The organism is Streptomyces afghaniensis, from assembly GCF_044327915.1.
Taxonomy (GTDB): domain Bacteria; phylum Actinomycetota; class Actinomycetes; order Streptomycetales; family Streptomycetaceae; genus Streptomyces; species Streptomyces afghaniensis.
Genome location: NZ_JBIRGJ010000002.1, coordinates 705,570 through 717,746, shown reverse-complemented (window position 1 = coordinate 717,746; position 12,177 = coordinate 705,570). Strand labels below are relative to the sequence as shown.

At 69.3% G+C, this 12,177-nt stretch carries 9 protein-coding genes; 1 reads left to right on the top strand and 8 read right to left on the bottom strand.

Annotated elements, in window-relative coordinates:
• Nucleotides 1–11: 11 nt before the first annotated feature.
• Nucleotides 12–893, bottom strand: a complete 882-nt coding sequence (locus ACH4G3_RS09405) for a DUF4429 domain-containing protein (protein ID WP_397623909.1) — start codon at nt 891–893, stop codon at nt 12–14.
• A gap of 149 nt (nt 894–1,042) precedes the next feature.
• Here ACH4G3_RS09405 and ACH4G3_RS09400 point away from each other — a divergent pair, with 149 nt between their 5' ends.
• Nucleotides 1,043–2,575, top strand: coding sequence for a beta-N-acetylhexosaminidase (locus ACH4G3_RS09400; protein ID WP_397624101.1), 1,533 nt, complete (start codon nt 1,043–1,045; stop codon nt 2,573–2,575).
• A 143-nt stretch (nt 2,576–2,718) separates the two neighbouring features.
• Here the strand turns inward: ACH4G3_RS09400 and ACH4G3_RS09395 are convergent, their stop codons facing one another.
• The 7 genes from ACH4G3_RS09395 to ACH4G3_RS09365 all read right to left on the bottom strand — a co-directional run bounded on the left by ACH4G3_RS09395 (nt 2,719) and on the right by ACH4G3_RS09365 (nt 12,117).
• Nucleotides 2,719–4,488, bottom strand: a complete 1,770-nt coding sequence (locus ACH4G3_RS09395) for an IucA/IucC family protein (RefSeq protein ID WP_397623908.1) — start codon at nt 4,486–4,488, stop codon at nt 2,719–2,721.
• Complete coding sequence (locus ACH4G3_RS09390; RefSeq protein ID WP_397623907.1) at nt 4,485–5,036, bottom strand: GNAT family N-acetyltransferase; 552 nt, start codon at nt 5,034–5,036, stop codon at nt 4,485–4,487. The genes ACH4G3_RS09395 and ACH4G3_RS09390 overlap by 4 nt, the downstream gene beginning before the upstream one ends.
• Nucleotides 5,033–6,310 carry a lysine N(6)-hydroxylase/L-ornithine N(5)-oxygenase family protein gene (locus tag ACH4G3_RS09385; RefSeq protein ID WP_397623906.1) on the bottom strand — a complete coding sequence of 426 codons (1,278 nt, stop codon included), beginning with the start codon at nt 6,308–6,310 and terminating at the stop codon, nt 5,033–5,035. Before ACH4G3_RS09385 ends, ACH4G3_RS09390 begins: the two co-directional genes overlap by 4 nt.
• Complete coding sequence (gene desA, locus ACH4G3_RS09380) at nt 6,294–7,736, bottom strand: lysine decarboxylase DesA (RefSeq protein ID WP_397623905.1); 1,443 nt, start codon at nt 7,734–7,736, stop codon at nt 6,294–6,296. The genes ACH4G3_RS09385 and desA overlap by 17 nt, the downstream gene beginning before the upstream one ends.
• 149 nt (nt 7,737–7,885) lie before the next feature.
• A complete protein-coding gene (locus ACH4G3_RS09375) occupies nt 7,886–8,740 on the bottom strand; it encodes a siderophore-interacting protein (protein ID WP_397623904.1) in 855 nt (284 codons plus the stop codon).
• 121 nt (nt 8,741–8,861) lie between these two features.
• A complete protein-coding gene (locus ACH4G3_RS09370) occupies nt 8,862–9,905 on the bottom strand; it encodes an ABC transporter substrate-binding protein (protein ID WP_397623903.1) in 1,044 nt (347 codons plus the stop codon).
• A 214-nt stretch (nt 9,906–10,119) separates the two neighbouring features.
• Nucleotides 10,120–12,117: a glycosyltransferase family 2 protein gene (locus ACH4G3_RS09365; RefSeq protein WP_397623902.1), complete on the bottom strand. Its 1,998-nt coding sequence runs from the start codon at nt 12,115–12,117 to the stop codon at nt 10,120–10,122.
• Nucleotides 12,118–12,177 lie beyond the last annotated feature (60 nt).

The window sequence follows — 12,177 nt, the reverse complement described above, 5'->3', positions numbered from 1 at the left end:
GCCCGAGGCTGTCACATCCGCTTGAGGATCGCCTGCTTGGCCAGCGCGAACTCGTCGTCCGTCAGCACGCCCGTGCGGTGCAGCTCGCCGAGCTCGCGCAGGCGGCGCAGCAGGGCGTCGTGATCGTCCTCGGCGGACGCGACCGGGGGAGAAGGCAGTTCCGGTCGTGCGTCCCGCACCTCGGCGGCGGCCCGGGCCGGGTGCGGAAGCCTGGCCTGGACCGCCGCCGCGACCAGCGCCATCAGCGGGTCCTTCTTGAAGCCCCACAGTTCCACGGCGTTGGGGTCGTACTTGGGCGGGGCCTTGGTGGGCGCGTTCCGCACGGTGAAACGGAGGTAGCCGTTCTCCAGGCCGGCGGCCGGCTGCCACTCCACGCCCGTGATGTCGGTGAGCGCGAGCGTGCGGGCACCGGCGGCGGCCTTGGCGTCCTCCGTCTTCCAGTTCCACTCCAGGCGTATGCGCTCGCCGTCGAAGCCGGCGGTGCCGTCTCCGGCGGAGACCGACAGGGGCACGGAAGGGCCCGGCAGCAGGTACTCGTCCACCGGTTCGCTCGGCACCTGGTCCAGGAGCAGGGCGTTACGGACCTCGTCGGTGAAGTACTCGGCGACGCCGTAGCGGTCGGACTCGACGATCAGCTGGTACGGGTCGTGGGGCTCGGTGAGCCGGCCGCCGGTGGCGTGCAGCAGCGGGTCGGCGCCGTCGCGCAGACGGAGCCTGAGCCGCCCGGCCTTCCTGCCCTGCTCGAAGGAGATCCCGGCCAACGCCCCCAGCGGGACGACCAGTTCACCCAGTTCCCTGCGCAGCAGACTGACGTTCCTGTCCCGCCCGGGGGTCAGCCGCAGGGCGTCGCCGTCGAAGGCCCATGTGCCGTCCTTCTGGATGATTTCCGCCATGGGGTGGATTGTTCCACCGGTCTCACGAGAGAGTGGTCCAGACCTTTTGGAGCTCAACGGCCCAGGGAAGGGACACGCTTGTGAGAGACGGCCGTGCGAGACCGCGCCACAGAACGCTTCGCCTGCTCGGTTCCCTGCTGCTGGTCGGGATGGGCCTCTCCATGGCAGGGGCCGCCCCCGCACAGGCGGCAGCGCCCACCCCGCTCGACCGGGTGATCCCCGCGCCCGCCTCGGTCGCCCCGGGCGGGTCTCCCTACCGGATCACCCGCGGCACGCACATCCACGTCGACTCGCCGGAGGCGCGGCGCGTCGCCGAGTACCTCGCGGCCGTCCTGCGGCCCTCGACCGGCTACCGTCTCCCCGTCACCGAACACGGCACGGGGGGCATCCGGCTGCGCCTCGCCCAGGGCCCCTTCGGTGCCGAGGGCTACCGCCTCGACAGCGGCCGGGGCGGCGTCACCATCACCGCGGCCCAGCCCGCCGGTCTCTTCCACGGCGTCCAGACCCTGCGCCAGCTCCTCCCCGCGGCAGTCGAGAAGGACACCGTCCAGCCCGGCCCCTGGCTGGTCGCCGGCGGCACCATCCAGGACAGCCCGCGCTACGGCTGGCGTGGCGCCATGCTCGACGTCTCCCGGCACTTCTTCACCGTCGACCAGGTCAAGCGCTACATCGACCAGCTCGCCCTCTACAAGATCAACAAGCTGCATCTGCACCTCAGCGACGACCAGGGCTGGCGCATCGCCATCGACTCCTGGCCGCGCCTGGCGACCTACGGCGGCTCCACGGAGGTCGGCGGCGGCCCCGGCGGCCACTACACCAAGGCCCAGTACAAGGAGATCGTGCGGTACGCCGCCTCCCGCTATCTGGAGGTCGTCCCCGAGGTGGACATGCCGGGCCACACCAACGCGGCCCTCGCCTCCTACGCCGACCTGAACTGCGACGGCGTCGCGCCCCCGCTCTACACCGGCACCGAGGTCGGCTTCAGCTCGCTGTGCGTCGGCAAGGAGATCACGTACGACTTCGTGGACGACGTGGTCCGGGAGCTGGCCGCGCTCACGCCGGGCAAGTACCTCCACATCGGGGGCGACGAGGCGCACTCCACCAGCCATGAGGACTACGTGAAGTTCATGGACCGGGTGCAGCCGGTCGTCGCGAAGTACGGCAAGACGGTCGTCGGCTGGCACCAGTTGACCGGTGCGACCCCGGTGAAGGGGGCGCTCGTCCAGTACTGGGGGCTCGACAGCACCAGCGCCGAGGAGAAGGCGCGGGTGGTCAAGGCCGCGCAGAGCGGGACGGGGCTGATTCTGTCTCCGGCCGACCGGGCCTATCTCGACATGAAGTACACGAAGGACACGCCGCTCGGGCTGTCCTGGGCGGGGTATGTCGAGGTGCGGCGGGCCTACGACTGGGATCCGGGAGCTTATTTGCCCGGGGTGCCGGAGGGGGCCGTGCGGGGGGTCGAGGCGCCGTTGTGGACGGAGACGATCGAGAACTCCGGGCACATCGAGTACATGACGTTTCCGCGGTTGCCCGGGGTTGCCGAGGTGGGGTGGTCGACGGCTGGTACGCATGACTGGGAGCGGTACAAGGTGCGGCTTGCTGCGCAGGCTGAGCGGTGGAACGCCCTGGGGGTTGAGTGGTACCGGTCGCCGCAGGTGCCGTGGGGGGCGGCTGGGCGGTGATGCGACTGCGGGCCGGTGGGGGCTTGTCGCGCAGTTCCCCGCGCCCCTGAAAGCACGCGCGGTTCCCCGCGCCGCTGAAGGCATGCCGACAAGGACGGGCACCCCGGAGGACCGTACTCCGGGGTGCCCGTCTGTCTGTGGGGTCAGAACTGCGCGATCGGGTTCTTCAGGGTGCCGGCCAGTTGGAGGGCGCCGGACGGGTCCGAGAGGTCGACCATCTGCTCGTTGTTGCGGAGCTGGAGGCGGTTGAGGCAGGACAGGGCGAACTCCGGGGCGAACATGTCGTACTGCTGGAACTTGTCGGCGAGTTCGGGCCTCGAGTCCTGGTAGGCGCGGGTGACCTCCGCGACCGTGCGCCAGAAGTCGTCCTCCTCCAGGATGGCCTCGGAGGCGAGGTTCGCCGCGAGGAAGCGGAAGAAGCAGTCGAAGACGTCCGTGAAGACCGACAGGAGTTTCTTGTCCTCCGGGACCTCCACGCGCAGCCGCTCCACCGTCGGCGGCAGTACCGCGTCCGGGTCCATGACGGCGATCTCCTCGGCGATGTCCTTGTAGATCGCGCGCTGCACGACCCCGTCCTTCAGCACGAGGATGACGTTCTCGCCGTGCGGCATGAAGACCAGGTCGTAGGCGTAGAAGCTGTGCAGGAGGGGCGTGAAGTAGGCCTGGAGGTAGCGGCGCAGCCATTCGGTCGGGGCGAGGCCCGACCGCTCGATCAGGGCGCCCGCGACCGACGCACCCTCGTGGTCGACGTGGACCAGGGACGCCATGGTGGCCAGGGACTCGCCGTCCTTCAGGGACGGCACCGGGCTCTCCCGCCACAGCGCGGCGAGCATCTTGCGGTACGGCGAGTAGCGGTCCGTCGCCTGCTCGTACTCCAGGTGCCGGTAGCCGACGGCGGCGCGCTCCCGGATGATCGACAGGCCGGTCGACCTCAGGACCTCGTCGTTGTCGATGAGCTGGGCCAGCCAGTCGTTGATCGCGGGCGTGGCCTCCATGTAGGCGGCCGACAGCCCCCGCATGAACCCCATGTTGATGACGGACAGGGCCGTCTTCACGTAGTGCTTCTCGGGGCTCGTCCGGTTGAAGAAGGTCCGGATGGACTGCTGGGCCAGGTACTCGTCGTCGCCCTCGCCCAGGCACACCAGGTACCCCCGGGCGACCTCGGCGGCGAAGGTGACGGTGAGTTTGTTCCACCACTGCCAGGGGTGGACGGGGATGAGGAGGTAGTCGGCCGGGTCCAGGTCCTTCTCGCGCAGGACGCCGTGGAAGCGCTCGACGGTCTCCGCGCCCAGTTCCTCGCGCAGGAAGGACTCGTACTCGATGCCGACACCGGCCGTGAACGCGGCCCGCGAGCGGTGTGCCGCGAGCCAGACGAGCCGGACGGGGCTCGCCGTCTCCGGCGCGTACGACAGGTACTCGTGGATGCCGAAGCCGAGCCGGCCGTTGTTGGCCACGAAGCAGGGGTGGCCCTCGGTCATGCCGGTCTCGATGGTCTGGAAGTCGCCGCGCGCGAGCTCGGCGGCCGTGGTCCGCGGCTTGGTGAGCTTGTAGCAGGTGCCCGAGAGGGTGGAGGAGATCTCCTCCAGGTAGACGGGCAGGATGTCGTCGCTCAGGCCCAGGGACTTCTGCATCTCGATGAAGAAGTCCAGGGCGGCGAGCGGGAGTTCGGCGCCGTCCCGGTGCCGGGTGATCGACTCGGCGTCGACCTGCCAGTGGTCGAGGGCGCGGAGCGTGGCCGTGAAGGTGTACCGGGTCTGGCCGTCGTCGCTGCGGACGACGTAACCGTCCCCGTCCTGCTCAGGGGTGATCAGGCGCTCGTGCGCGAACTCGGCGAGCGCTTTGCGGATCAGGAGGCGGTTGGCCCGCGCCCAGCGGTGGGGGGACAGATGCGCTACGGCGTCGGACAGGGTCATACGGCTACTCCTCGGGCGGCCAGGAACTGTTCTCGCGTGCAGAAACTCAGCAGCGCGCGCTTCTCCGGCTTGTCGATCTCGCGCTCGGGCACGAAGCCCACGGCCTCGTTCAGCGCGTGCACGGCCTCGTTGCTCACGTCGGGCTCCACGACGACCCGCCGGGTGCGCGGGTCGGCGAACAGCTCGTCCATCACGGCGGTGATGACGGCCCGGGTGAAGCCGTGGATCGGCCGGTCGGTCGGCGCGACCAGGAAGTGCATGCCGACGTCGCCGGGCTCCGGCTCGTACAGCCCGGTCAGCTCGACGTACCGGGGGTCGTACTTCTCCATCAGGAAGGCCGGCCGGCCCTCGTGCAGACCGAGGTAGGCGTGGTGATGCTCGTGCGCCGCGATGCGCATGTACTCGCGCTCGACGTCCTGGAGTTTCGCGTCCTGCATCATCCAGTAGGCCGCCTTGGGGTGGGTGACCCAGGAGTGCAGCAGCTCGGCGTCCTTCAGGGGGTCGAGCGGGCGGATGGTGAACGTGCCGATGCCGGTGGTGGCGCTCATACCGAGAACTCCTGGAAGGCGATCGTCTTCTCCACCGGGTAGTACTCGGTGCCGAGCAGCTCGCGGATGATGTACGCGTTCCGGTACGGGCCCATCCCCAGGTCGGGGCTGGTGATGCTGTGGGTGTGGACGCCGGCGTTCTGGAGGAAGATCCCCCGGCCCGTGACGTCGATGGCGTAGTTGCGCGCGACGTCGAAGTTGCCCCGGGAGTCGTAGACCAGGCGGTCACGCACGGGCCCCAGGAACTCCGGCTCGGCGTACCGGTAGCCCGTGGCCAGGATCAGGCCCTCGGAGGTCAGCTCGAAGTCCTTGCCCTGCTCCTCCTGGCGGAAGCCGAGCGTGTACGTGCCGTTCTCGTACGCCGCGCTGGTCAGCGAGGAGTTGGTGAGCAGACGCGTGGGCACGGGACCGCCGAGGTTCTTCTGGTAGAGCAGGTCGAAGATCTCGTTGATCAGGTCGCCGTCGATGCCCTTGAACAGGCCCTTCTGCTCGGCCGTGAGGCGGTAGCGGGTGGCCTCGGGCAGCTCGCGGAAGTAGTCGGCGTACTCCGGCGACGTCATCTCCAGCGTGAGCTTGGTGTACTCCAGCGGGAAGAAGCGCGGGGAGCGGGTGACCCAGTTCAGCCGGTAGCCGTGGACGTCGATCTCGCTGAGCAGGTCGTAGTAGATCTCGGCGGCCGACTGGCCGGAGCCGACGATCGTGATCGAGTCCTTCTTCTGGAGCTCCGCCTTGTGGCTCAGGTAGCGGGAGTTGTGGAGGAAGTCGCCGCCCAGGTTCTGGCAGGCCTCGGGGATGTGGGGCGGGGTGCCCGTGCCGAGGACGAGGTGACGGGCGCGGAAGACGTCTCCGGCCTCGGTGTGCACGACGTAGACGTCGTCCTCGTACCGGACCTCCGTCACCGTCGTGCCGAAGCGGACGCTGCGCAGCTGGTTGGCGGCCCAGCGGCAGTAGTCGTCGTACTCGACGCGCAGCGGGTAGAAGTTCTCGCGGATGTAGAACGAGTACAGCCGGCCCTTCTCCTTCAGGTAGTTCAGGAAGGAGTACGGGGACGTCGGGTCGGCGAGGGTGACCAGGTCCGACATGAACGGGGTCTGGAGGTGGGCGCCGTCGAGGAACATCCCCGCGTGCCACTCGAAGTCGGGCTTCGACTCCAGGAAGACGCCCTCGAGTTCGTCGATCGGCTCGGTGAGGCAGGCCAGGCCGAGGTTGAAGGGGCCGAGCCCGATGCCCACGAAGTCGTGGATTCTGTTCGGGTTTTCAGGACGCGCGGTCAAGGGACTCTCCCAGGTACTGCTCGGCGTGGCCGGCGATCAGATCGAGGACGGCGGCGATGTCGGACGCCTGCGTCTCGGGGTTGAGCAGGGTGAACTTCAGGTAGTGACGGGCGCCGACCTTGGTGCCCGCGACGATGGCGTCGCCGGAGGCGAACAGGGCCTTGCGGGCGTAGAGGTTGGCGCGGTCGATCTCGGCGGGGTCGGTGACCGACGCCGGGATGTAGCGGAAGACCAGGGTGGACAGGCTCGGCTCCACGACGACGTCGAAGCGCGGGTCGGCGGCGAGCAGCTTCCAGCCCTCCCGGGCCAGCTCGCACACCTCGTCGAAGAGCTGCCCGATGCCGTCGGCGCCCATGGTCCTGAGGGTCATCCACAGCTTGAGGGCGTCGAAGCGGCGGGTGGTCTGCAGGGACTTGTCCACCTGGTTGGGGATACGTTCCTCCACCATGCGGCGCGGGTTCAGGTACTCGGCGTGGTAGGTGGCGTGCCGGAGCGTGGCCGCGTCGCGGACCAGCACGGCGGACGAACTCACCGGCTGGAAGAAGGACTTGTGGTAGTCCACGGTGACGGAGTCGGCGCGCTCTATGCCGTTCAGCCGGTCCCGGTGCTTCAGGGAGGCGAGCAGGCCGCAGCCGTAGGCGGCGTCGACGTGCATCCAGGCGGCGAACTGCTCGCACAGCTCGGCGATCTCGGGCAGCGGGTCGATCGAGCCGAAGTCGGTGGTGCCTGCGGTGGCGACGACAGCCATGGGCACGAGGCCGTCCTGCTTGCAGCGCTCCAGCTCGCGGGCGAGGGCGACGGTCTGCATGCGCTTGTCGTGGTCGACGGGTATGGAGACCACGGAGTCCTGGCCCAGGCCCAGCAGTTTCGCGGACTTCTTCACGCTGAAGTGGCTGACCTCGGAGGCGAAGATGCGCAGTTTGGCGAGTGTGTCCGTCTTGGCTTCCTCACGCGCGAGCAGCAGCGCCTGGAGGTTGGACTGGGTGCCGCCGGAGGTGAACACCCCGTCGGCGGCGGGGCCGAGACCGATGCGCTCGGTCGTCCAGTCGATCAGCTTGCGCTCGATGAGGGTGCCGCCGGCCGACTGGTCCCAGGTGTCCAGGGAGGAGTTCACGGCCGACAGGACGGCTTCGCCGAGCACGGCCGGGATGACGACCGGGCAGTTGAGGTGGGCGAGGTAGCGGGGGTGGTGGAAGTAGACCGCGTCCCGGAGGTAGACGTCCTCCAGTTCGTCGAGCACCGCGGCGGTGTCGTGCAGCGGCTTGTCGAGGTCGATCGCGTCGATGGCGGGAGCGAGGGCGTCGACGGTGACGCCGGTGAAGGGCCGTTCGGTGGTGGCGATTCTGGCGGCCACCCGCTCGACTCCGTCGGTCACGGAGCGGCGGTACTGCTCCGCGGTGGTGTCGTTGAGCAGGTGCGAGCGCATGTAGGGGTCCTCCGGTGGGGACAGTCCGGTGCGGGACAGGGGCGGGCTGGAACCGCTGGTTCAACTTAGGTAAGCCTAACCTAAGTTGTTTATCGCGGAACCGTGCCCTGCCGTGACTGTGGTCACTTGGGTCGGGTGTGGGGTGCGGGTTATCCCTCGGCCCGCAACTGCTCCTCGCTCACGCCGCGACGCCAGTACCCGACGAACGTGACCCGGCGGCGGTCGATCCCGCGCTCGCGCACGAAGTGCCGGCGCAGTTCCTTCACACAGCCGGACTCGCCGGCGATCCAGACGTACGGCCGCTCGGCCGGGGGCAGTTGGGCCTCGCGGAGGACGTCGAGGGCCCTGGAGGAGTCCTCGCGGCCCTCCTCCTCCCTCACCAGCCAGGTGATCTCGGCGTCCGCCTCGGTCACCAGGTCCTGGATGTCCGCGGCGTGCGGCACCTCCAGCCAGACCCGGGCGCGGGTGCCGGCCGGCAGTGACTCGACGATGGCCGAGGCTGCCGGTACGGCGGTCTCGTCACCCCAGACGACCACGAGGTCGGTGTCCTCGGGCGGCCGGAAGCGGATCGCCCGGTTGTCGGCGACGGCCGGCCCGAGCAGCAGCACCCGGTCTCCGGAGGTGGCACCGGCGGCCCAGCGGGAGGCGGGGCCGGCCTGGACCGAGGCGCCCGGCTCGATGCCGTGCAGGGCGAAGTCGATGTCGATCTCGTCCGGGTCGCGGCGCAGCTCCCGCAGGGTGTACGACCGCATCACGGCCCGTACGTCGTCCGGCAGTTCACGCCAGCCCTGCCACCACCCGTCCCCGAGCTCCAGCGGGACGACCGGCTCGGGCTGTCCGGGGTGGGGCAGGAACAGCGACAGCGACTGGTCACGCCCGTCGGAACGGAAGGCGTGCAGATCGGGCCCGCCGAAGGTGACACGGACCAGGGACGGGCCGAGCCGCCTCGTCCGTACGACCTGAAGCGAGAAGAAACGGAACGGGGCGGCCACGGCGGTGGTCATCTATGGCTCCTGAGTTGGCGTCAGGCAGTGGTGGGGCGTACCTCAGGGCGCGGGGAACTGCGCGACCAGCCACATGCGGCTCGCAGTCGCGTATGTGAGCAGCCCCCACGGCGCTGAGCGCTTAACTGACCTTCTTGGCGGTCTCGATGGCCTTGGCGAGGTTCTCCACCAACGGCACGCACTTGTCGTACGACAGAATCGGCTCGGCCGACCGCGAGATGACCTGCCCCGCCTTCACCGCGGGGAGCTTCTTCCATGTCGCCTCGGTGATGTTCGCCGGCTGGATCGCCGAGGACCGGTCGTCCATCATGATGATGTCGGCCGCGTACTTGTCGACGTTCTCCCAGCTCAGGCTCTCGAACCAGCCGCCGCCCTTCGCCTTGGCCTTCTCCGGCGGCTCGACGAAGTTCACGCCGAGGGCCTTGAAGTACTCCAGGTCGACGGAGAGGTTGGTGCCGGAGACGTAGAAGAGCTCCTGGCTCGCGGATCCGGCCATCACCTTGATGTCGGGGTGTGCCTTGGCGGCCTTGCGCAGCCGCTCGGAGGCCTCCTCGAACCGCTTCTTGGCGTCGGTGACCTTCGCCGCCTTCATGTCGCCGCCGAGGGACTCGGCCAGCTCCCACATGCGCTGGAGCGGGGCGGTGAGCTGACGGTCGTAGACGGAGATACCGACGCTCGGGGCGAGCTTGGCGATCTTGTCCTTGGAGGCCTCGGGGACGTACCAGAGGGTGCCGACGGAGTCGAACATGGTGCTGATCAGCACGTCGGGGGCGAGGGCGGCGTACTTCTCGACGTTGAACTGGTCCCAGGAGTTGCCGAGGATGGTCACCTTGCTGATGTCCATGTCGCCGGCCTGGACGTCGGGCTTGCCGTCCTGCGTCTTGGTGGGACCGAAGACGCCCTTGACGGAGACGCCGTAGTCGAACAGGGCGGCGGCGACGCCGGTGAAGGCGACGATGTTCGCGGGGACCTTGTCGAGCTGCACGTTCTTGCCGCGGTCGTCCTTGAAGGACCACGGGCCGGACTTGGCGGACGCCTTCGAGTCCGAGCCGCCGTCCGTCGAGTCCTCGCTGCCACACGCGGTCACGAGCGCACCGAGTCCGAGGGCACCGCCGGCGGCGAGGATGCCGCGGCGGGAGAAGCGGGCGGTTCTGGCGTTCGACATCGCTGGGTCTGCTTTCGTACGTACGGAGCCACTGCGGGCACGGCTGACAGCCAGTTGGCTGGATTTAAGCTTAGGTTAGCCTAACCTCATGCCGTGTCCAGGGGGGCCCTGGTACCAGTGCCCGGGGGAAGGGACGGGGATGCCCTCGGGGTCAGTGATCCGGATCACGAAGGGACGTGCCGAGGGCGGGCCGAAGCTCCGGCAGGGACTCCGCCTACGGCTTGAGACGGCGCGTCACGGCCCGGACCAGGTCGACACGGGCGACCTGAAGGGCGAACTCCTGTCCGCGTTCCGGGGCGGGCTTCGCGAACCAGGGGAGGCCGCGGCGACGCCACTTGGTGGGCGCGAGGTTCCCGGGAATCGGCGGCAGGTCCAACGACCAGGCACCCAGCCGCAGTTGTCCCGTCCATAACCCGGCCGGCAGCTCGGTGACCGGCACCCGTACGACGAAGTCGCCGCCGGGCTGCGAGACGGTGCGGGCGGGGAAGACGGCGGTTCCGCCGCGGCCGTCCTTCAGGTGGACGGCGAGAGCGCCGTCCGGGAAGGCGGCCAGCGTGCACCGGCCGGCCAACTCCAGTTCCGTCGACGAGTCCGGGGCCCATCGCACGCCGCGCAGGCTCAGTCGCGGCAGCACCTCGTGCTTGCGTTCACCGATGTCGAGCGTGAAGTTGCCGTGGGGTGTGGTGGTGTAGAGCGTCACGGCTCGGGCCTCGCCGCCGCCGTCCACGATGTGCGTCGCCGGCGCGCCCGAGATCTCGCCGTCCCGCTTGCTGCCGATCCGGACCTCGCGGGAGATGCCCTGAGCGCCGGTCGCGAGGGAGATGTCCCAGAGCCCGTCGGGGAGTGGGCCACCGTCACCGGCGGTGGTGATGTCGACGGAGGCCTCGAAACCGGCCTGTTCGTAGAGGTACCGCCCTTCGTCCTCCTCTTTGCCGAGTCCCGGAGTCGCCCTGTGGGCGACCGGAAGCCGGTACTCCGTGCCGCTGGCCCGCTCGCGCAGGACGAGTTCGGTGGTCACGTCCTCGGTGGCGACGCGATGCAGGTAGCCGTGTCCGGCCATGTGGAGGACGCTGCCGCGTATGTCGGCGCGGGTGACGTGGTGGCGCACCCCGAGTTGGCGGGTCACGTCATAGCAGGCGTCGGGGATGCCGCGGGACGGGTCGCGGAGGTAGGGGTAGCGGGCGTAGGCGCGGCCGCCGTCGGCGAGGACGGGCGTTGCGACGCCGCTCCTGGCCAGCTCGCCCTCGAACCGGACCAGTTCGAGCAGTTCGTCGAGCATGGTGTGCCGTACGAGGTGCAGACGCAGGCGGGCCATCGCCGACAGCCGGTCGTTCAGCCCCTCGTGCCACAGTGGGGCGATGACCTCGGCGAGCCGGGCCAGGGCCTTCTCCTGCTCGGGGCGGGGCTCGTGCACCAGATGGTCGAGGAGTTGCTGCACCTCCACGGTCAGGTGGCGGTGGGCCAGGTGGTCACGGCCCGGGCCTGGGGGCACCTGTTCCAGGAGCATGTCGACCATGCGGGGCAGGAAACGCAGCCGGGGCTCGGAGCCGCCCGTGCGCAGGGTGATGTTGCCGCTGTCCTCGCGCTCGACCCAGAACAGGCAGTCGTAGTCGGCGAGTACGGAGATTCCGTCCGCGTGCAGATAGGCGGGGCCGACGAAGAGCTGGTCCTCGCCGATCTTCAGATCCGTCGGGAACCGCAGCTCCAGCCGCTCGAGCAGCTCGCGGCGGAACAGCTTCATGGGATTGAGGGTCCAGTACACGCGGGACGAGAAGACGTCCGTCCGCGGCTGGTTGCGCCGGAACATCGAGGTGGGCGCCCCGCGCCCGCCGACCCCGACCATCTTGCCGAGCACGATGTCGGTTCGGTTCTCCTCGGCCATGGCCACCATGCGCTCCAGGGCCTCGGGGCCCAGGTAGTCGTCGGCGTCCAGGAAGAAGACGAACGTCCCCCGGGCATGGTCGAGGCCTTTGTTGCGCGGTGCTGACGGCCCGCCGGAATTCTCCTGGTGAAAGACGCGCAACAGCTTCGGGTATTCCTCGGCCAGCCGGTCGAGTTCCTCACCCGTGCCGTCGGTCGAACCGTCGTCAACCGCGATGACCTCCACCGCGCCCCGGCCGATGCTCTGCTCGGCGACGGAGGTGATGCAGCGTGTGAGATAAGGCATCGCATTGTACGCAGCAATAATCACCGAAACGGCAGGGCCGGCCATCGTGATGCTCCCCCGGAGAAACGAGGCACACCCCGCTCTCCGGCGTGGTCAGCGCCGGTG

Excerpts from the sequence above, each read along its gene's own strand:
- ACH4G3_RS09405 (WP_397623909.1), bottom strand. The coding sequence starts at position 893 with ATGGCGGAAATCATCCAGAAGGACGGCACATGGGCCTTCGACGGCGAC.
- ACH4G3_RS09400 (WP_397624101.1), top strand. The coding sequence starts at position 1,043 with ATGGGCCTCTCCATGGCAGGGGCCGCCCCCGCACAGGCGGCAGCGCCC.
- ACH4G3_RS09395 (WP_397623908.1), bottom strand. The coding sequence starts at position 4,488 with ATGACCCTGTCCGACGCCGTAGCGCATCTGTCCCCCCACCGCTGGGCG.
- ACH4G3_RS09390 (WP_397623907.1), bottom strand. The coding sequence starts at position 5,036 with ATGAGCGCCACCACCGGCATCGGCACGTTCACCATCCGCCCGCTCGAC.
- desA (WP_397623905.1), bottom strand. The coding sequence starts at position 7,736 with ATGCGCTCGCACCTGCTCAACGACACCACCGCGGAGCAGTACCGCCGC.
- ACH4G3_RS09375 (WP_397623904.1), bottom strand. The coding sequence starts at position 8,740 with ATGACCACCGCCGTGGCCGCCCCGTTCCGTTTCTTCTCGCTTCAGGTC.
- ACH4G3_RS09370 (WP_397623903.1), bottom strand. The coding sequence starts at position 9,905 with ATGTCGAACGCCAGAACCGCCCGCTTCTCCCGCCGCGGCATCCTCGCC.
- ACH4G3_RS09365 (WP_397623902.1), bottom strand. The coding sequence starts at position 12,117 with ATGGCCGGCCCTGCCGTTTCGGTGATTATTGCTGCGTACAATGCGATG.